Consider the following 17,799-nt stretch of genomic DNA (forward strand, 5'->3'; position numbering starts at 1 on the left):
GCGGCGCAACGAGGTTGAGCGACTGTTCCGACGCCTCAAGGGCTTCCGGCGCATCTTCTCTCGCTTCGAGAAACTCGATGTGATGTTCCTCGGCTTCATCAGCTTCGCGCTGATCGCCGATGGGCTTCGTTTGTGTTAACAGGCCCTAGTTCGCAGTTCGTGCTAAGCGCAGCGGTTGCACCGCAGCATCTCCGCGGGCCTCGGCGCCGCGCGCACGCGCTGACGTATCTCCTCAGCTGGCGAGGGCGGGGTCGGCAGGACGAGGCGCAGCCACTTCGGGCCAGCCATCAGGCCACCGCGCCCGTTCAGTAGCTCGTTTCGCCCTTCGACTTGATTTCGCCAGCCTTGCTGGCCGCAGCGGCTTCCGATTTGCGGGTCTTGCGCGCCGCCGAACGATCGGTGCTCGACACCTTTGGCGCGGTCACGCGCGGCGGCTCGGCTTCGCCCATTTGCGGCCCCCGGGCGGCTTCTGCCCCGGCGGCCTTGCGAGGCGCGCGCGCGGCGGCGCGTTCGTCGGCCGAGGCCTTCGGCTTCGCTTCCGGGATCGGGGTACCTTCGCCCATCTGCGGGCCTTGCGACGCTTTCGCGCCTTCCTTCTTCCGCTCGGCGCGTGCGGCCGCCTTGTCGTCGGCGCCCACGGCCTGCGCCTGTGCGCTCAGGGCCAGCATTTGGCCGATGGCCATCGCAACTGTCAAAACAAGCATCTTCATTTCATCACTCCTCGGGGATCGCTGCCTCAACATGGCCTGCCTTCGGCTCTGGCGGATCCTCTGCACCAAGCATGCGCTTTTTTAGTACCCGCTGTTGATGTGCTCCAGCAGCTTACGTCGCGTCATGGGATTGGCGCGTCGGAGCGGGGCATATGTCGCCAGCGGGCCGACTGCCCGAGGCTATTTGCCGCTGCGCCTTTCCGTCAGGGTGAAGCCGAAGTGGCGCTTGTGCCATCGCGAGAAGGCGCTGAGTGCCGAGAACCCGAGCAGATCCGCGACATCGGTAGGGCGGCCCTTGTTGCCTTCGAGGTAGCTTTCGGCAAGGTCGGCTCGCACGTCATCCACGAGCGACGAAAACGTTTCTCCGCTGCGCGCAAGATGGCGGTGCACCGTCCGGCGGTCGACACCAAGATGCTGCGCCACCTTGTCGACGCTGCAGCGGCCCAGCGGCAGCAAATCGCGCACCAGCCAGCGGACCTTGTCCGCGAGCGTCATGTCCGGCCGCGAGATCATTGCATCCAGATATTGGCGTGCATAGCGCGCCATGACCGGATCTGCGGACGGAAGCTGCCCGGCCAGGTCCTCCGCCCCGCAGGCAATGCCGTTGAACTCGGCGTCGAAGTCGACGATGCGCCCGAACATGGCGACATGCCGGGTCAGGCTCGCAGGCGCGGAGTGCGTGAAGAGAACACGCCGCGGCATCCACGACGGACCCAGCAACTCTTGCAAGATGCGAAACAGATAGCCCACGAAGAGTTCGATCGCCTGCCGCAGAGGCATCCGCGCCCCCCGCACGATGTCCACTCGAAGGATCACGAGCTTGCCCGCATCCTCGATGCGGATGGAGAGCAGTTCGCTGTGCAACTGCAAATAGCGGCCGAGCGTTTCGAGGGCGCGCCGTGCCGTGGTTTCTTCTCGCACCACCAGGCTGAACGGACCCAGGTTCGACAGGCGCCGGGCCGTGGAAAGCCGCAACCCGAAGTCTTCGACCCCGCTTTCCGCGGCTGAGGTTTCGAGCAGCCTTGCCACCGCTGCCGCATCGATGCGCGCGTCCGGATCCGAAAGACACGAAGGATCCAGGCCGCACTTGCGCATGAGGCGGTTGGGATCGAGGCCGACCGAGCGCGCCAGTTCGGTGTACCCGCTCAGGGTCGCGCTGCGAATGGTGGAGTGCATTTCTCCGGGGCCGTGAGGGACTGTTTTGGATGTCCCGAATGGTCATCCAAATGTCCCCTCGGGTCAATCGCCTGGCATCCGGAAAAACCATACTCAACACCGTCACTCAACGATTCCCTACGGAGACAACCATGCAATTCCTCGACGACTCACTCCTCCCCGAAAACCAGCAACCCCTCGTCATCCAGGTCGCGCCTTACGGCCCGGAGTGGATTCCCGCCGACTCCAGCGACATCCCGGTGTCGATGGACGAGCAGGTTCAAAAGGCGGTCGACTGCTACAACGCGGGCGCCACGCTCCTGCACGTCCATGTCCGCGAGGCCGACGGCAAGGGCTCCAAGCGCCTTTCGATGTTCAACGAGCTGCTCGCCCGCCTGCGCGATGCAGTTCCTGACATGATCCTGCAGGTTGGCGGCTCGATTTCGTTTGCGCCCGAGACCGACAGCGAGGCGGCCCAATGGCTGAGCGACGACACGCGCCACATGCTCGCGGAGCTCACGCCCAAGCCCGACCAGGTGACGATCGCGATCAACACCAACCAGATGAACATCTGCGAGCTGTTGACCGCGGACGATGTGGCGAACACGTCCCTTGCGAACCCGGCCTATCAGCAGGCCTACCGCGAGATGACCATTCCCTCGGGACCCGGCTTCGTCGAGGAACACCTGCGCCGGCTGCAGGCCAACGGCATCCAGCCGCTCTTCATGCTCGGCGACGTGGGGCAGCTCGAGTCGGTCGAGCGACTGATCCGGCGCGGCATCTACACCGGCCCCCTGACCATGAACTGGGCGGCGATCGGCGGCGGCATGGACGGTCCGAACCCCTACAACATGATGGAGTTCATCCGCCGAGTCCCTGATGGCGCAGTCCTGACCATCGAAAGCATCATGCGCAGCGTGCTGCCCTTGAATGCAATGGCGATCGCCATGGGCCTGCACGTGCGCGTGGGTATCGAAGACAACCTCTGGGGCCGCAAGGGTGAACGCATGACCTCCGTGCAGCAGGTCGAGCAGATGGTGCGGCTTTCGCGCGAAATGCATCGCGAAGTGGCTACCGGCGGGCAGGCCAAGGAGATCTACAAGATCGGCGAGCAATACAAGACCGTCGACGAAACCCTGGCGAAGATCGGCTACGCGCCGAACCGTCAGTCCGGCGAACGGGGCGCCCCGCTTCGCCGCGTGGCCTGAGACAGGGAGCACGTCATGGTGAAATCCACAAGACCTCTCGAAGGGCGCGTCGCGCTCGTCACGGGCGCAGGCCCGGGCCTCGGCCGCGCCTTGGCGCGCTCCCTGGCCGAAGCCGGCGCCAATCTCGTCGTCTGCGACATCAATGAAGCAAGTCTGGAGCAGGCGCGCGCCGCGGTCGAGGAGGCCGGCTCGGAATGCCTGACCGTGCGTTGCGATGTCTCGGACAGCGCCGCGGTACAGCGCATGTTCGCCCAGGCGGCCGAACGCTTCGGCACCGTGCACATCCTGGTGAACAACGCGGCGCTGACGCCTAACCGGCAGGCCGACGATGCGCGGCGCAATCGCCACTACACATACCTCACGACGCCCCTGCCGAGGCAGTCACTGGAGTTCACCAGCAACATCACCGATGAGGAATGGCACCGCTGGTGGGGCGTCAACGTGCACGGCACCTTCTACTGCACGCGCGAAGCGCTCAAGCTGATGGAGCCGCAGAAGTACGGACGCATCATCAACGTCGCATCGCTGTCCGGCATGTCGGGCCTGTCCGCCCACAGCCCCCATTACAGCGCGACGAAGGGGGCGGTGATTGCCTTTTCCAAGTCAGTCGCCGCGGAGGTCGCCGGCAGCAACATCTACGTGAATGTGATGGCACCGGGCCTTGTCCACACGCAGGAGGTCGAAGCGGTCCTGCAGAAGATGGGCGAGGAAGGCCGCAATCGCTTCTTGCAGCTCGTGCCCTCCGGACGGATGGGCACCCCCGAAGAGTACGCCGCCACGGTCGTTCACCTGGCGGGCGAGCATTACCTGGCCGGGCAGGTCATTTCGCCGAACGGCGGCATGTTGATCTGAGCAACCAACAAAACATGGAGACAGACATGGAACACGTGAAAGTAATGAAGGGCATTGCCCGCTCCAAGGGGCGGGCCAGCGGTGAGGCTCTCGTCAGTGAAATGCGATTCGGGTGGGGCTACAACACGGTCACCAACGACGGCGGAATCATCGGTGCGTACGAGAACCCGCTGAACGGCCAGTGCGTGAAGGGCAGGATCATGGTGTACCCGACCGTGTCCGGCACGACGCTCGGCTCGGTGGGCCTGTACTACAAGTGCCAGGTGTCCAAGGTCGGCCCGACCGGCATCGTCTGTCGCAACGTGCACGACATCGACATCGCCGGCGCCATCGCCGGCGAGATCCCCGCGGTGGACTGCCTCGACGGCGACCCCCTCCAGGAGATCCGCACAGGTGACTGGGTGGAGATCCGCGCCGACGAAGTCGGCAAGGAAGCCACCGTCACGATCACGCGCAAAGCATCGGCCTGATGCCTTGTCCAACCCCCGTTTGAAATGCACGAGGAATATATGAAGCTCGATCGAAACCAGCAGGAAATGCTGGATGGAAAGTTTGGCGAGGCACGGCGCTTCGCGCTGGAAAAGCTGGTGGACTTCGGCAAGGCTGTCGGCGCCGAGGAGATGGTGCCGCTGTCCTTCGTCCTCAACGTCTGTCCGATAGAGATGAAGGACCGGTCTCATCCCGACCTCTCGACCTTCGACATGGGTCACAGCCCGCTGTACGACAAATTCATCGAGATCAAGGATGCCCGCGTCGCCGACGAGAGCAAGACGATCTGCCTGAACGACCCGTATCTCGTCCAGATCGACAAGTACGAGGAACCCGGCTACCCGTGGAATTTCTCGTGGGGCGACGGCAGCTACAAGCTTCCCAAGGACATCTATGACGGCTATGTGCGCGGCCATGATGCGCTGAAGGAGCACGGCTGGATCATGTCGCAGTCGTGCAATTCGCACCTCACCACCCGCACGCCGAGGTACGGCGAGTTCTGCGCCTCCTCCGAGTCCAGCGTCGCCGCCTATCTGAACACCTTCGTCGGTGCGCGCAGCAACCGCGAGAGCACGGTCAACACCGTGTATGCCGGCTATACCGGCTACCTGCCCAAATACGGCATGCTGCTCGATGAAAACCGGCTCGCGAAGGTGATCGTCGAGCTCACCGACGAGGTCAAGGAGAAGATGACCGACCCGGCGGACTGGGCGGCCCTGGGCGCCGTCATTGCCGAAAAGGGTGGCAACCGCATCCCGGCTGTCGTCAACATGCCGCCGCTGCTGAGCCCGACGGCCGGCAAGTGCCTGTCGGGTTGCGTCTCCGCGGGAATGAACGACCCGATGCTGCACATCATCGGCTCAGCCCTGCCCGAGTCGCGGACGCTGGAAGCCGCGTTCGGCGGCAAGGTCCCGGCGAACGTCGAGAGGCACATCGTGACGCTGGACGACGTGCGGGAGTACTACCGCAAACTCGACTCGGCCAAGAGCGACAAGGTGGACATCGTCGTTTTCGGCTGCCCGCACCTGACGTACCACGAGATTCGCCAGATCGCCGGCCTGATCAAGGGCCGCAAGGTGAGCTCGAACGTGCACATGTGGGTGCAGACCGACACTCCGTCCTACCACATGGCCAGAGACAACGGCGAGGCCAAGATCATCGAGGACGCCGGCGGAAAGATCTATCACTCCACGTGCATGGGCATGAACCCGGTGCGCACCTGGAGTCACGACCTCAACATCGCGACGAACAGCTTCAAGTACGTCAAGCTCGGCGGCGGCTTCGGACAGGGCTGGCACTTCGGTGCGGTTCCCGATCTCATCGACGCGGCCGTGACCGGCCGGTTCGTGTCCACCCGCTGGTAAGAGGAGCCACCATGAACGCAAACATGATGCAGCAGCCGCTGCTGATCTCGACGCTCCTCAATCATGCGGAGCGTCACCACGGCGAACAGGAAATCGTCTCGCGCCGCGTCGAAGGCGACCTGCATCGCCAGACCTACGGCGACCTCGCCCAGCGAGCGCGCCGCATGGCCAACGCGCTGGCCGCGAACGGCATCCGCTTCGGCGATCGCGTCGCAACGCTCGCATGGAACGGCTACCGCCACATGGAGCTGTACTACGCGGTGTCGGGTTCCGGCGCCGTGCTGCACACGCTCAATCCTCGGTTGCATCCGGACCAGGTCGTGTGGATCGCCGACCATGCCGAAGACCAGGTGCTGTTCTTCGACCTGACCTTCCTGCCTCTGGTCGAGGCGATCGCCTCGCGCGTGAAAACCATCAAGACATTCGTTGCCATGACCAGCCGGGACTTCATGCCGGTGGCGTCGATGATCCCGAACCTGTTGTGCTATGAGGACCTGATCGACGCGCATTCCCCGGAATTCAAGTGGCCGGTGTTCGACGAAAACACGGCCTCGTCGCTGTGCTACACGTCGGGCACCACCGGCAACCCCAAGGGCGCGCTGTACAGCCACCGATCCACGGTGTTGCACACCTACGCCAGTGCATTGCCGGATTCGCTCGACTGCTCTTCGCGCGACACGATCCTGCCGGTCGTTCCGATGTTCCACGTCAACGCCTGGGGCCTGCCCTATGTGGCGTGCATGGTCGGCGCCAAGCTCGTGTTCCCCGGCCCATGGATGGATGGCAAGTCGCTGCACGAGCTGTTCGAGACCGAAGGCGTGACCATGTCGGCAGGCGTGCCGACCGTGTGGCAGGGCTTGCTGACGCATGTCGAAGCCAACAACCTGAAGTTCAGCACCATGAAGCGCACCGTGATCGGCGGCTCGACCTGCCCGCCGGCCATGATGGATGCCTTCGAGGACAAGTACGGCGTCCAGGTGATCCATGCCTGGGGCATGACCGAGCTGAGCCCGATGGGTGCGCTGGGAAAACTCAAGGGCAAGCATGCGGGCCTTGACGCGGCGCAGCGCCGGGCGCTGCAGGCGAAGCAGGGGCGCTCTCTGTACGGCATCGACATGAAGATCGTGGACGAGCACGGCGGCGAACTCCCGCGCGATGGCCAGACTTCGGGCGAACTCATGGTGCGCGGTCCCTGGGTCATTGCCGCCTACTTCAAGGGCGAAGGCGGTGATCCCCTGGTCGAGGGGTGGTTCCCGACGGGCGACGTCGCGACGATCGATGCCGACGGGTTCATGCAGATCACCGACCGCAGCAAGGACGTCATCAAGTCCGGCGGCGAGTGGATCGGATCGATCGACCTCGAAAACATTGCGATGGCCCACCCGGCAGTGGCGATGGCCGCGTGCATCGGCGTCAAGCACCCGAAGTGGGACGAGCGCCCGCTGCTGGTGGTGGCGAGGAAGCCGGGCGCCGAGGTGACGCGCGACGAACTTCTCGCCTTCTTCGACGGCAGGATCGCCAAGTGGTGGACGCCGGACGACGTGGCATTCGTCGACAGCATTCCGCTGGGCGCCACCGGGAAGATGCTGAAGAACCGGCTGCGCGAGAGCTTCCGCGACTACCTGCTGCCGACAGCCTGAGTTCGGAAGGTCCACACCACGCTCTCGGGCGCCGCATATCTATAACGAAGGAGACAAAGTGAATATCCCAACTACCAGCTCAAAGCCGAATGACGGCTACCTGTTCGGGCCGCGCCAGGCGTGGTTCGCCTTTGCGATGACCATCGGCCTGATGCTCTTCGACTACATCGATCGCCAGGTCATCGTCTCGCTGTTCCCGTACATGAAGGCGGATTGGGGCCTCTCGGACAAGCAACTCGGCGCCCTGGTTTCGGCCCTCTCGATCGTCCTCGCCGCCTGCGCGCTTCCAGTGTCGCTCGTTGCCGACCGCGTGAGCCGCGTCAAGAGCATCGTGACGATGGCCACGGTGTGGAGCATCGCTTCGATCTCTTGCATGTTCACGCGCAACTACAGCGCCCTGTTGGCGGCGCGCGCCGTGGTCGGCGTCGGAGAGGCCGGCTACGGTGCGGTGGGCGCCGCACTGATTGCGACCCACTTCCCCGACCGGATGCGCAGCGCGCTGATGGGCAGCTTCATGGCGGCCGCGTCCGTGGGCTCCGTGCTGGGCGTCGCGCTCGGTGGCGTCATCGCGGCGCGCTGGGGTTGGCAGGCGGCGTTCGGCGTGGTCGGCATTCCTGGCCTCCTGCTGAGTCTGGCCTACATCAAGGTGCGCGACTACCACACGGTCGACGTCGGCACGCATGCCCAGGGAGCCACGCGCTCGGCTGTCGGCGTGTTCCGCGCGGCCTTCGAGGCACTGAAGCGGTCGCCGACGCTGCTGTGGGTCGGCATCGGGAGCGCTGTGCAACTCATCGTGTTGTCGTCGATGTGGGCCTGGTTGCCGAGTTTCCTGAATCGTGTGCATGGGATCGCACCTGCACAGGCAGGAGTGCACGCCGCGCTTGTCGTGCTGTGCGGTGCGCTGGGCAGCGTGGTCTGGGGCGTTGTGTGTGACATGGCCGGAAGGCGATACCCGCGCGGCCGGGTGTTTTCGATGGGCGTGTTGTGCCTGATCTCGACAGCCATCCTTGGCGCCGCGTTCGCGCTGCCGTTGCTGGGCGTGCCGCTCTCCAACCAGGTGCAGTTCGCGTTGTTTGCCCTTGGCGGCTTCTTTGCCACCTGTACCGCCGGTCCTTCTGCTGCCATTGTCATGAACGTCGTTCACCCCGGCTTTCGCGCCACTGGCGCTTCGATCCTCGGGTTGCTCCAGAACCTGTTCGGCATGGCCATGGGACCGCTCATTGGGGGCGTACTGTCCGACGCCTTCGGGCTGCAGACGGCATTGGCCGTGACACCGGTGTTCGGGATCGCTGCCGCCTGGCTGCTGGTGATCGGTTCCCGTACCTACGAGCGCGATGTCGAGCGGGCCGCAAGCCCGCTTGTCGATGACACAAGTCTGCCTGAACCACAACTTGCAGCTTGACGCGGTCCAGCACGTTGTCGGCGGGCGCTTCGCGCACCACGGTCCGCGGCAGCCTTCGGCGTCTAGGCGAAACCGTCCCACTGAGCAGCCCACCCAAGCACACAAGAGAAACAGAATCAATGGAGCGCCATGGACGGCCAGGACCTGCTTAAGACCTTTCGCGAAGTCGCCCTGCGCGGCAGCTTCTCCCGTGCCGCCCACTCGCTCGGGATGTCCAAGGCCAACGCCAGCAAGTACGTGGCGCTGCTTGAAACCCGCTTCGGCGTACGGCTGCTCAATCGCTCGACGCGCTCAGTCAGCCTGACCGACGCGGGCCACCTGCTGCTCGAGCGCAGCAAGCCGCTGCTCGAGATGATCGAGCTGACCCAGTCGGAACTGCAGGGACATGCGGGACACCCGCGAGGCCGGCTGCGGGTCACGGCGCCGCACGGGCTCGGCCAGAGCAGCTTTGCGGGATGGATCGGCGAATTCATGGTCATCTATCCGGACGTGCACGTGAGCCTGCACGTAAGCAATCGCGTGATCGACCTGGTCGAGGAAGGGGTGGACATCGCCCTGCGACTGGACCGCATCCCAGACGAGAACCTGATCGTGCGGCGCCTGCGATTGATGGACCTCACCCTGTGCGCGACGCCCGACTACTGGGTCCGCCGCGGCATGCCGAAGCAGCCCGACGACCTGCGCCGGCACGACGTCCTGAGTTCATGCCACGCGACCTCTGGCTGTACGCCGCCTATTCGCAGCGCCGTCACAACAGTGCCGCGCTGCGGGCGCTGCTGGACTTTCTCGAAGCGCGCGTGCGAGACCCCGAGATTCCGCCGCTGACCACGGCGGCGCTGCGGGGTGTCCGCAGGCGGAAGAGGGCGGCGGCGCACCGGCGCGAGAGCGGGGCGGCTTCGGTGGGGGGGGAACCGTGCGTGCAAGGAAACCTCCGGGACCGGGCTCGATCTCTGGCGGCGGAAATGCTTCTCCGTGGCGGCTCAACCCTGCGTCCGCTTGGTGCGTATCCATGCTTCTACGTTCGCCGAAGGGGTATTTATCTTGTCGCGCGCCCGGATCACACTACGTGTCGGCGGGCGCAAAGCGCCCAACTCCCACCCACCAGCTTTAGAGGCCAGCCATGAACGACACGAGGCTCCGGTTTGGGCACGGACGGCGTTCGCTCGCCTTTGCGGTGTTGCCTGTTGCGGCCGCGCTGATCTGCATGGTCGCCCCAACCGCGCGCGCCGAGGGCCTGTTGACGCCGTTCTCGACCGCTCCGGGTCCGCAGGCGCCCGCGCCGTGGCGCTTCGCGACCTTGCCCAACAAGGCGCCGACGAAGTTCGAGATCACGCAGCTCGATGGCCAGAAGGTGCTGAAGGTCGATGCCGACCAGTCCTACGGCAACCTGGTCCATCCCACGCGGGTTCAGCTCAATGACGAGGCCACGCTGGCCTGGCGCTGGAAGGTCGAGCAATTCGTGACCGGCGCCGATCTGCACACCAAGAGCGGCGACGACGGCGCGGCCAAGCTCTGTGTCTACTTCGACTTCCCGGCCAACCGACTGTCGTTGGGCGAGCGCACCAAGCTCGCAGTGGGGAGCACCACGACCGGCGAATCGGTGCCCACCCAAACCCTTTGCTACGTCTGGGACGCCAAGGAAAGCAAGGACAGCGAATTCGACAACGCCTTCACCAAGCGCATACGCATGGACGTCATTGAATCAGGCGCGACTGACAAGGCCGGCGGCTGGCTGACCGAGCGCCGCAACCTGCTGCCCGATTACAAGCGAGCCTTCGGCGCTGAGGCCGGGGATACATTGCCGGACGTGGTGGGGGTCGCGATCCAAGCCGACGCGGACAACACGAAGTCTCGCGGGATCTCCTATTTTTCCGACATCGACCTGCGCGGCGCACCCGCTGTAAAACCCGCGCAATAGCGGCCCTTCATCGATCGAAATCATCGCCATATTCCCGATGGGCAGGGTCATTGCATCGGCAAAGATCGGGCCCGGGCTGGTTTTCGGTGGCGGAAATGCTTCCGGCCACGACCCTGTCCAGGTCCTGGCCGACTGTAGCCTGTTGCGGTCATTGGAGCTTCGGTGGCCCGGAGCGGACATTCACGTTCTATCGCCGCAGAATATTTTCCATCGCCGTTCCTTTTGCGAGTTCATCAATCAGCTTGTCTAGATGGCGTATCTTTTGCATGAGCGGTTCTTCGCCAACGTGAAGATGACCGGCGGCCCTTGTGGCAGGTCATGGCCTGCCGCAAGCGCGACCGTGTCGATTGACATGCTTTCGCCTTGGATTTCCGTCGCCCAACTCCGCCGCGAACTGTGGAGTGTCCGCTAGTGGCACAGAATTCTGCCTTCGCCTACCGTGCTGCCACGACGCAATGTGATTGCTCGTAGTCCCACGCACCTCTACGGTCCAAGCACCTGTCTATCGACACCTCGCGTGCAAGCCAGATGCCGGCAGCCGCCAAGGCAGCTGCAACAAGCAACAAAGCTACTCAAAGAACTCATCCCGCAAATTGTTCAGCTTGATCAATTCGTCCGCCTTTGCGGATGCCTGCAGTTCCTGCAACGAAGAAGAGGGCACCGTGCTCATGGCACCCTCGCGCGGCCGGGCTGGCTCCGCGGCGACACTCCCTTCCTGCGCGCTCCGGCGCTGGATCCGAAGCTGGTCTTGTGCCACCGGGAGAAGGAGCTCAGGTTGGCGAAACCCAGCAGCTGGGTGATATCGGTCAGGCTGCGCTGCGGGTCGCCAACGTAGCGCGATGCCAGCTCGCGCCGCAAGGACTGCACCAAGTCACTGAACACCTGGCCTTCGCTCGCCAGTTGGCGGTGCAGCGTGCGGCGCGTGGTCCCGATCAAACGAGCGACCTGGTCCACGGTGCAGCGCCCGCGCGGCATCAGCACCAGCACCATTTGCTGAACTTCCTGCGTCAGCGTCATCGAGGTCTGGCTGATGTCCCGGATCTTCTGCCGGATGTAACTGGCCACGACAGGGTCGGCCGACGCGATGGGCATGTCCAGGTCCTTGCTGGTGCAGACGATGCCGTTGAAGTCGCAACCGAATTCGGGCATCTGCCCCAGCACGCGACGGTGCACAGAAGCATCGGCCGGCGCTGGGTGCATGAAGCAGATGCGAAGCGCCTTCCATTCGGACCCGATAAAAAAGCGCATGGTCTTCAAAACGACCGCTACAAGCAGTTCGCTGCCCTGGCGACACGGGCCTGAGCCATCCAGCAGTAGCTCCTCGTAGATGGTGGCGAAGCCCTCGGACTCATCGATGCGCTGCAGCAGCGCCGCGTTCTGGATACGGCCATAGCCATGCAAGGACTGCAGGGCGCAGCGCAAGGTCGGCTCCTCGCGCAGCAGCATGCCCAGCAATCCCAGGTTGGACATGCGCCGCCCTTCCGCCATTAGCAAGCCGAAGGCTTCCTGTTGCGACAGGTCGGCCGACTGTTCCAGCAGACGGCGCAATGCCTGCACCGGAATCTTCAGGTCGGGGGTGTTGAGGCAACTGGGTGGCAGGCCGGCTTCCTGCAGCATCCGCCACGGATCCAGGCCCGCATGGCGGGCGACATCCTCGTAGTGGGTCAGGGACGCAGCCCGAACCAGGGTGGTCATAGGTGCTTACCCTTTATGTCCCGTATAGATAAATACATGTCCCCGAATGCTAAGCAAGTAATGAGCTCAAGTCCAACAATCTGATCGATGGTCGCGGCACCGCAGCTTGAGCCCGAAAGGGGCATCCTGGAGATGAAATGGGCTCCCGCCAGACCACCTGACTTCCCTCGTCCACGCATTCCGGAGACTTTCATGAACTTTCTCGACGACTCCCTGCTGCCCGAAAACCAGCAACCCCTGGTGATCCAGGTGGCGCCCTATGGGCCCGAATTCCTGCCTGGTGATTCGAATGACATCCCGGTCACGATGGCCGAACAGGTGCAAAAGGCGGTGGACTGCTGGAACGCCGGCGCCACCGTGCTGCACGTGCATTGCCGCGAGGCCGACGGCAAGGGCAGCAAGCGCCTGTCGATGTTCAACGAACTGCTGGCCCGCTTGCGCGACGCGGTGCCGGAGATGATTCTGCAGGTCGGCGGCTCGATCTCCTTCGCGCCCGAAGGCGACGGTGCCGACGCCAAGTGGCTGAGCGACGACACGCGCCACATGCTGGCCGAACTGGACCCGGCGCCCGACCAGGTGACGGTCGCCATCAACACCAACCAGATGAACATCTTCGAGCTGATGAGTGCCGACGACGTTGCGGGCACCTCGTTGGCCCAGGCGGCGTACCAGTCGGCCTATTCCGAGATGACAATTCCGTCCGGCCCGGCTTTCGTCGAGGAGCACCTGAGGCGCCTGCAGGCCAAGGGCATACAGCCGCACTTCATGCTCGGCGATGCAGGCCAGCTCGAGAGCGTCGAACGCCTGATTCGCCGCGGCATCTACACCGGTCCGCTGGTGCTGAACCACGTGATGATCGGTGGCGGCATGGACGGCCCGAATCCCTTCAACATGATGGAATTCGTCCGTCGCGTGCCGCCCGGTGCGGTGCTGACCATCGAGGGCATCATGCGCAACGTGCTGCCGCTCAACACCATGGCCATCGCGCTGGGCCTGCATGTGCGGGTCGGCATCGAGGACAACCTGTGGGGCCGCAAGGGCGAGCGCCTGACCAGCGTGCAGCAAATCGAGCAGGTCCAGCGCATTGCCCGCGAACTGTACCGGGAAGTGGCCACCGGCAAACAAGCCCGGCAGATCTACCAGATCGGCACCCAGTACCAGTCTGCCGACGAGACGCTGGCCCATCTCGGCTACGACCCCACCCGTCGCACCGGCGAGCGCGGCATGCCGCTGCGTCGGGTCGCCTGAGCCAGCCACGCCCCCCGCCATCCCGTCGTTCAGGAGATCACCCATGAACCCCAAGCACATCACCACCCGTCGCCGTGTCGCGGTTATCCTCGGCGCCGCGCTCGGCCTGGCGTTGACGCCAGTCGCCGCGATGGCACAGGCCGCCTGGCCCACCAAGGTCGTGCGCATCGTCGTTGGCGCCCCCGCCGGAGGCACTTCCGACATCCTTGCGCGCGTGCTTGCCGAAGGCATGCAAAAGGAATGGGGGCAGCCAGTGATCGTCGATGCCAAGCCCGGCGGCGCCGGTTCGATCGGCGTCAACGACATGGTTCATTCGCCAGCCGATGGCCACACGCTGTACCTGGGCGCGATCGCGACCGCCACCGAGATCCCGCTCGTGGTCAAGGTGCGCTACGACCCGTTCAAGGATATCAAGCCGCTGGTCGACCTGGGCGGCGGTGGCCTCGTGTTTGTCGGCAACCCGTCGCTGCCGGCCAAAAACCTCGCCCAGGTCATTGCCTATGTGAAAGCCAACCCTGGCAAGGTCAGCTACGCGTCGTACAGCACCGGCACGGTCTCGCAGACGATGGGCCTGGAGTTGAACAGGGCCGCGGGCATCGACATGACCCATGTGCCTTACAAGGGCTCGCCGCCAGCACTGCAGGATGTGATGGGTGGCCACGTGGCGCTGATGTTCGACGCCCCGCCAACCTCGATGCCCTTGATCAAGGCCGGCAAGCTGAAGGCTTTTGCAGTCAGCGGCCCGAAGCGGAACCCGGCACTGCCCGACGTGCCCACCTTCGCCGAGCAGGGTTTCCCGATGATCGATGCCACCGGGATCATGCTGCTGTGGGCGCGGCCCGAGGTGCCCGCCGAGGTGCAGACCAAGGTGCGCAACACGGTACTCAAGCTGATGGCGCAACCCGCCTACAAGACGCGGTTGCTCGAAATCGGCTTCGACCAGGGCAGCGGCGCGACACCGGAAGCCCTGGCCAAGGACTTGCGCTCGGCCTACGAAAAGCAGGAAACCATGCTGCGCGCGCTGGGCATCAAGCCGGAAGATCTGGGCGGCTGAAGCGTCGGCCGCGGGGCGCGCCCGCGATGGATCTGCACGCCGGCGCGCACTTCGCAAAACACCTTGTGACTGCCCATGGACAGTCAACCCGTGGCAAGAGCATTCGTCGCACTTGCCGGGGATACCCGTGGCGCTAACGCTTATGAAAAACGGAAAGAAACACGACATGAAAACCACGAATTCATCCCGCGCTGGCCGCCTGGCTGGCAAGGTGGCGCTGGTCACCGGCGCCGGCCCAGGACTGGGCGGTGCGATCGCGCTCGCCATGGCCGAAGAGGGCGCGAAGCTGGTGCTGTGCGACATCAACGCTGCGGCCCTGGACATCACCCGCACGCGGCTGACGCAGCGCGATACCGAGTCGCTGGCGCTGCAGTGCGACGTCTCTGACAGCACTGCGGTGGACGCGATGTTCGAGCAGGCCGAGGCGCACTTCGGCAAGGTCGATATCCTGGTGAACAACGCGGCACTGGTGCCCAGCACCCCGGTCGAGCACGAGCGTCGCAACAAGCACTACGCCTATGCGACGACACCGATCGCGCGGGATACCTTGGGCATCGTCTCGTCACTCTCGGACGACGACTGGTTGAAGTGGTGGAACGTCAACATGCACGGCGTTTTCTACTGCACGCGCGCCGCGCTGCGGCTGATGGAGCCCAAGCGCTCCGGCAAGATCATCAACATCGCCTCGATCGCCGGCCTCGGCGTGGGCAGCATGCATAGCCCCGGCTATTCGGCTGCGAAAGCCGGCGTGATCAGCCTGACCAAGACGACCGCCTACGACGTTGCCGGGGCCAATATCTTCGTCAACGCCATCGCTTGCGGCGGCGTGATGACGCCGCCATTCGAGGCCTACCTCGCCACGGCCACCGAGCAGCAGAAGAACAGCCTTTTTCAGATGATTCCGATGGGCCGCCTCGGCACGCCTCAAGAGTATGCGTCGCTCGCGGTGTACCTGGCCTCTGACGAGCACTTCCTGGTCGGCCAGGTGATCAGCCCCAACGGTGGCTACGTGATCTGATGAAGGCGCTGATCCCTCTGATCGAATGGAGCGCCCTGCCCGAGGGGCGGGGTCGACGGGTGTGCAAAGTCGGACTCGACCTGGCGCTGTTCAGGATCGGCGACGAGGTCTACGCCATCGAAGACAGCTGCCCGCATGCCGGCGCCTCGTTGAGCAACGGCAAGCTGGAGGGCAGGCGCGTCGCCTGCCCTGCGCACGGACTGAAGTTCGATCTGGAAAACAACTGCCAGCCGGGCCTGTCGACGCTGGCGGCGAAGAAATACGCCGTGCATGTCACGGACGGCATGGTGATGCTGGCTTCGGACGCGCATTTGCCAGCCCCCCATCCGAAACCTGTAGAAAAGGAAGCTTCATGAACGGACAGATGATGCAGCAACCGCTGCTGATCTCATCGCTGCTGACGCATGCCGAGCGCCACCACGGCGAGCAGCAGATCGTCTCTCGTCGCGTCGAAGGCGATATTCACCGCTGCACCTACACCGAGCTGGCTTCTCGCAGCCGTCGCTTGGCCAAGGCGTTCGCCGCACTGGGCGTGAAGTTCGGTGAACGCGTGGGCACTATCGCCTGGAACGGATACCGCCACCTGGAGCAGTACTACGCCGTATCGGGTTCGGGCGCCGTGCTGCTCACCATGAACCCGCGCCTGCACCCGGACCAGGTGGTCTGGATTGCCGACCACGCCGAAGCGCAGGTGTTGTGCTTCGACAAGACCTTCCTGCCGCTGGTCGAGGCCGTGGCCGCGCGCCTGTCCAGCGTCAAGCATTTCGTGCTGATGGCCGATCGCAGCCACATGCCGGCCGAGAGCAAGGTCCCCGGCTTGATCTGCTACGAAGACCTGATCGATGCTCAAACCGACGAGGGCTTCGAGTGGCCTGAATTCGACGAGAGCACGGCATCGAGCCTGTGCTACACCAGCGGCACCACCGGCAACCCCAAGGGCGTTCTGTACTCGCACCGCTCGACCGTGTTGCACAGCCTGGGCTCCAGCTTGCCCGACTCGCTGAACCTGAGTTCGCGCGACGCCGTGCTGCCGGTGGTCCCGATGTTCCACGTCAACGCCTGGGGCTTGCCATACTCCGCCTGCATGGTCGGCGCCAAGCTGGTGTTTCCAGGACCGGGTCTGGACGGCAAGAGCCTGTATGAACTGTTTGAAGCCGAGGGTGTCACCGTCTCGGCAGGCGTGCCGACGGTCTGGCAGAGCCTGCTGACGCATGTGCAGAACAATGACCTGAAGTTCAACACCATGAAGCGCACGATCATCGGCGGTTCGGCCTGCCCGCCGGCGATGTTGGACACCTTCGAGGACGACTGCGATGTCAGGGTCATTCACGCCTGGGGCATGACCGAGCTGAGCCCCATCGGCACGGTGGGCATCTTGAAGGATCACCAGGAAGCGCTTCCGGTGCAGCAGCGTCGCGCCATCCAGGCCAAGCAGGGCCGCTGCCTGTTCGGCGTCGACATGAAGATCGTCGGAGAAAATGGCAACGAGTTGCCCTGGGACGGGGTCGCCAGTGGCGAATTGCTGGTGCGCGGCCACTGGGTGGTGGACCAGTACCTCAAGGGCGAGAAGAGCCCGCTGCTGCGCAGCAAGGACGGCAAGGACTGGTTTCCCACCGGAGACGTGGCCACCATCGACGCCGACGGCTTCATGAAGATCACCGATCGCGCCAAGGATGTGATCAAGAGCGGCGGCGAATGGATCGGCTCCATTGACCTCGAGAACATCGCCGGCGCGCACCCTGCGATCGCGATGGCCGCCTGTATCGCGGCCAAGCACGCGAAGTGGGACGAGCGCCCGCTGCTGCTGGCGGTGAAAAAGGCAGGCGCCGAAGTGACGCGCGAGGAGCTACTGGCTTTTTTCGAAGGCAAAGTCGCCAAATGGTGGACGCCGGATGATGTCGTTTTCGTGGACGCCATCCCTCTCGGCGCAACCGGAAAGATGCTCAAGAACCAACTGCGCGATCAGTACGCTGATCACCTGATGGTCAAGGTCGCTCTCGGTCGGAAAGGAAGAATCCTGGTCGGATGAGCTCTCCATGTGCGGGC

At 64.3% G+C, this 17,799-nt stretch carries 17 protein-coding genes and 1 pseudogene; 14 read left to right on the forward strand and 4 right to left on the reverse strand.

What is annotated here, in order from left to right:
• Nucleotides 1–139, forward strand: a pseudogene (locus AC1DYK_RS28760) (IS5-like element ISCARN85 family transposase); the annotation flags it as partial.
• A 166-nt stretch (nucleotides 140–305) separates the two neighbouring features.
• Here AC1DYK_RS28760 and AC1DYK_RS28765 read toward each other — a convergent pair.
• Nucleotides 306–710, reverse strand: coding sequence for a hypothetical protein (locus tag AC1DYK_RS28765; protein ID WP_478169403.1), 405 nt, complete (start codon nucleotides 708–710; stop codon nucleotides 306–308).
• A 180-nt stretch (nucleotides 711–890) separates the two neighbouring features.
• Nucleotides 891–1,886, reverse strand: coding sequence for an AraC family transcriptional regulator (locus tag AC1DYK_RS28770; RefSeq protein ID WP_478169404.1), 996 nt, complete (start codon nucleotides 1,884–1,886; stop codon nucleotides 891–893).
• A gap of 131 nt (nucleotides 1,887–2,017) precedes the next feature.
• Between AC1DYK_RS28770 and AC1DYK_RS28775 the strand changes: the two genes are divergently transcribed.
• The 8 genes from AC1DYK_RS28775 to AC1DYK_RS28810 all read left to right on the forward strand — a co-directional run bounded on the left by AC1DYK_RS28775 (nucleotide 2,018) and on the right by AC1DYK_RS28810 (nucleotide 10,738).
• Nucleotides 2,018–3,073, forward strand: coding sequence for a beta-keto acid cleavage family enzyme (locus AC1DYK_RS28775; protein WP_478169405.1), 1,056 nt, complete (start codon nucleotides 2,018–2,020; stop codon nucleotides 3,071–3,073).
• A 15-nt stretch (nucleotides 3,074–3,088) separates the two neighbouring features.
• Complete coding sequence (locus AC1DYK_RS28780; RefSeq protein WP_478169406.1) at nucleotides 3,089–3,925, forward strand: SDR family NAD(P)-dependent oxidoreductase; 837 nt, start codon at nucleotides 3,089–3,091, stop codon at nucleotides 3,923–3,925.
• A gap of 26 nt (nucleotides 3,926–3,951) precedes the next feature.
• Nucleotides 3,952–4,395 (forward strand): aconitase X swivel domain-containing protein, encoded by a 444-nt coding sequence (locus AC1DYK_RS28785; RefSeq protein WP_478093178.1) that lies wholly within the window; start codon nucleotides 3,952–3,954, stop codon nucleotides 4,393–4,395.
• Nucleotides 4,396–4,434: 39 nt separating this feature from the next.
• Complete coding sequence (locus tag AC1DYK_RS28790) at nucleotides 4,435–5,778, forward strand: aconitase X (protein ID WP_478169407.1); 1,344 nt, start codon at nucleotides 4,435–4,437, stop codon at nucleotides 5,776–5,778.
• A gap of 11 nt (nucleotides 5,779–5,789) precedes the next feature.
• Nucleotides 5,790–7,418 (forward strand): 3-(methylthio)propionyl-CoA ligase, encoded by a 1,629-nt coding sequence (locus tag AC1DYK_RS28795; protein WP_478169408.1) that lies wholly within the window; start codon nucleotides 5,790–5,792, stop codon nucleotides 7,416–7,418.
• 136 nt (nucleotides 7,419–7,554) lie between these two features.
• On the forward strand, nucleotides 7,555–8,820 hold the full coding sequence (locus AC1DYK_RS28800) for an MFS transporter (protein WP_478169409.1): 1,266 nt from the start codon (nucleotides 7,555–7,557) through the stop codon (nucleotides 8,818–8,820).
• A gap of 129 nt (nucleotides 8,821–8,949) precedes the next feature.
• Complete coding sequence (locus tag AC1DYK_RS28805) at nucleotides 8,950–9,645, forward strand: LysR family transcriptional regulator (RefSeq protein WP_478169410.1); 696 nt, start codon at nucleotides 8,950–8,952, stop codon at nucleotides 9,643–9,645.
• 295 nt (nucleotides 9,646–9,940) lie between these two features.
• The gene (locus AC1DYK_RS28810) at nucleotides 9,941–10,738 is read left to right on the forward strand and encodes a DUF3047 domain-containing protein (protein WP_478169411.1); all 798 of its coding nucleotides are present in this window, start codon (nucleotides 9,941–9,943) and stop codon (nucleotides 10,736–10,738) included.
• Between the two features lie 187 nt (nucleotides 10,739–10,925).
• Here the strand turns inward: AC1DYK_RS28810 and AC1DYK_RS28815 are convergent, their stop codons facing one another.
• Together AC1DYK_RS28815 and AC1DYK_RS28820 are read right to left on the reverse strand one after the other, a co-directional pair.
• Nucleotides 10,926–11,006 carry a DUF2200 family protein gene (locus tag AC1DYK_RS28815; protein ID WP_478169448.1) on the reverse strand — a complete coding sequence of 27 codons (81 nt, stop codon included), beginning with the start codon at nucleotides 11,004–11,006 and terminating at the stop codon, nucleotides 10,926–10,928.
• A gap of 398 nt (nucleotides 11,007–11,404) precedes the next feature.
• The gene (locus tag AC1DYK_RS28820; RefSeq protein ID WP_478169412.1) at nucleotides 11,405–12,433 is read right to left on the reverse strand and encodes an AraC family transcriptional regulator; all 1,029 of its coding nucleotides are present in this window, start codon (nucleotides 12,431–12,433) and stop codon (nucleotides 11,405–11,407) included.
• A gap of 192 nt (nucleotides 12,434–12,625) precedes the next feature.
• Between AC1DYK_RS28820 and AC1DYK_RS28825 the strand changes: the two genes are divergently transcribed.
• From AC1DYK_RS28825 to AC1DYK_RS28845, 5 genes are all read left to right on the forward strand, one after another.
• Nucleotides 12,626–13,681 (forward strand): beta-keto acid cleavage family enzyme, encoded by a 1,056-nt coding sequence (locus tag AC1DYK_RS28825; RefSeq protein WP_478169413.1) that lies wholly within the window; start codon nucleotides 12,626–12,628, stop codon nucleotides 13,679–13,681.
• Nucleotides 13,682–13,724: 43 nt separating this feature from the next.
• Nucleotides 13,725–14,735, forward strand: a complete 1,011-nt coding sequence (locus AC1DYK_RS28830) for a Bug family tripartite tricarboxylate transporter substrate binding protein (RefSeq protein ID WP_478169414.1) — start codon at nucleotides 13,725–13,727, stop codon at nucleotides 14,733–14,735.
• A 166-nt stretch (nucleotides 14,736–14,901) separates the two neighbouring features.
• Entirely contained in the window at nucleotides 14,902–15,753 is an 852-nt protein-coding gene (locus AC1DYK_RS28835) for an SDR family NAD(P)-dependent oxidoreductase (RefSeq protein ID WP_478169415.1), read from the forward strand.
• Nucleotides 15,753–16,109, forward strand: a complete 357-nt coding sequence (locus tag AC1DYK_RS28840; protein WP_478169416.1) for a Rieske (2Fe-2S) protein — start codon at nucleotides 15,753–15,755, stop codon at nucleotides 16,107–16,109. The genes AC1DYK_RS28835 and AC1DYK_RS28840 overlap by 1 nt, the downstream gene beginning before the upstream one ends.
• The gene (locus AC1DYK_RS28845; RefSeq protein WP_478169417.1) at nucleotides 16,106–17,782 is read left to right on the forward strand and encodes a 3-(methylthio)propionyl-CoA ligase; all 1,677 of its coding nucleotides are present in this window, start codon (nucleotides 16,106–16,108) and stop codon (nucleotides 17,780–17,782) included. Before AC1DYK_RS28840 ends, AC1DYK_RS28845 begins: the two co-directional genes overlap by 4 nt.
• Nucleotides 17,783–17,799: the final 17 nt, after the last annotated feature.

It is taken from the genome of Variovorax sp. P2_H12, assembly GCF_056403395.1.

What these genes read in the sequence shown, in the direction of transcription:
- AC1DYK_RS28775 (WP_478169405.1), top strand. Translation starts at nt 2,018, where the DNA reads ATGCAATTCCTCGACGACTCACTCCTCCCCGAAAACCAGCAACCCCTC.
- AC1DYK_RS28765 (WP_478169403.1), bottom strand. Translation starts at nt 710, where the DNA reads ATGAAGATGCTTGTTTTGACAGTTGCGATGGCCATCGGCCAAATGCTG.
- AC1DYK_RS28795 (WP_478169408.1), top strand. Translation starts at nt 5,790, where the DNA reads ATGAACGCAAACATGATGCAGCAGCCGCTGCTGATCTCGACGCTCCTC.
- AC1DYK_RS28780 (WP_478169406.1), top strand. Translation starts at nt 3,089, where the DNA reads ATGGTGAAATCCACAAGACCTCTCGAAGGGCGCGTCGCGCTCGTCACG.
- AC1DYK_RS28815 (WP_478169448.1), bottom strand. Translation starts at nt 11,006, where the DNA reads ATGCAAAAGATACGCCATCTAGACAAGCTGATTGATGAACTCGCAAAA.
- AC1DYK_RS28790 (WP_478169407.1), top strand. Translation starts at nt 4,435, where the DNA reads ATGAAGCTCGATCGAAACCAGCAGGAAATGCTGGATGGAAAGTTTGGC.
- AC1DYK_RS28820 (WP_478169412.1), bottom strand. Translation starts at nt 12,433, where the DNA reads ATGACCACCCTGGTTCGGGCTGCGTCCCTGACCCACTACGAGGATGTC.
- AC1DYK_RS28785 (WP_478093178.1), top strand. Translation starts at nt 3,952, where the DNA reads ATGGAACACGTGAAAGTAATGAAGGGCATTGCCCGCTCCAAGGGGCGG.
- AC1DYK_RS28800 (WP_478169409.1), top strand. Translation starts at nt 7,555, where the DNA reads ATGACCATCGGCCTGATGCTCTTCGACTACATCGATCGCCAGGTCATC.
- AC1DYK_RS28770 (WP_478169404.1), bottom strand. Translation starts at nt 1,886, where the DNA reads ATGCACTCCACCATTCGCAGCGCGACCCTGAGCGGGTACACCGAACTG.
- AC1DYK_RS28830 (WP_478169414.1), top strand. Translation starts at nt 13,725, where the DNA reads ATGAACCCCAAGCACATCACCACCCGTCGCCGTGTCGCGGTTATCCTC.
- AC1DYK_RS28810 (WP_478169411.1), top strand. Translation starts at nt 9,941, where the DNA reads ATGAACGACACGAGGCTCCGGTTTGGGCACGGACGGCGTTCGCTCGCC.
- AC1DYK_RS28835 (WP_478169415.1), top strand. Translation starts at nt 14,902, where the DNA reads ATGAAAACCACGAATTCATCCCGCGCTGGCCGCCTGGCTGGCAAGGTG.
- AC1DYK_RS28845 (WP_478169417.1), top strand. Translation starts at nt 16,106, where the DNA reads ATGAACGGACAGATGATGCAGCAACCGCTGCTGATCTCATCGCTGCTG.
- AC1DYK_RS28805 (WP_478169410.1), top strand. Translation starts at nt 8,950, where the DNA reads ATGGACGGCCAGGACCTGCTTAAGACCTTTCGCGAAGTCGCCCTGCGC.
- AC1DYK_RS28825 (WP_478169413.1), top strand. Translation starts at nt 12,626, where the DNA reads ATGAACTTTCTCGACGACTCCCTGCTGCCCGAAAACCAGCAACCCCTG.
- AC1DYK_RS28840 (WP_478169416.1), top strand. Translation starts at nt 15,753, where the DNA reads ATGAAGGCGCTGATCCCTCTGATCGAATGGAGCGCCCTGCCCGAGGGG.